The organism is Brevibacterium sp., from assembly GCF_052105255.1.
Taxonomy (GTDB): domain Bacteria; phylum Actinomycetota; class Actinomycetes; order Actinomycetales; family Brevibacteriaceae; genus Brevibacterium; species Brevibacterium linens_B.
Genome location: NZ_JBQDYQ010000003.1, coordinates 1 through 251, shown reverse-complemented (window position 1 = coordinate 251; position 251 = coordinate 1).

Below are 251 nucleotides of genomic sequence, written 5' to 3'. Positions count from 1 at the left end.
CCCGCAACACAAAGTCCGCCCACACGCCGACCCGCTTCTTACCCGAGACTGGGCGACCGCCATGCCCGGCACGGGGGGGGCGGCAAAGCACCCGCTGCCCCGCCCCTCCGTCTGTCCTAACGTTCTCGCCGATGACCATTCACGGTGAATGGAAAATGAACTCTGACGGCTCGCCGACTTCCGCAGTGAACAAAATGACCACAACTATGTGTGTGGTGAATGTTGCATTACCGTTACATTCGTAATACTTC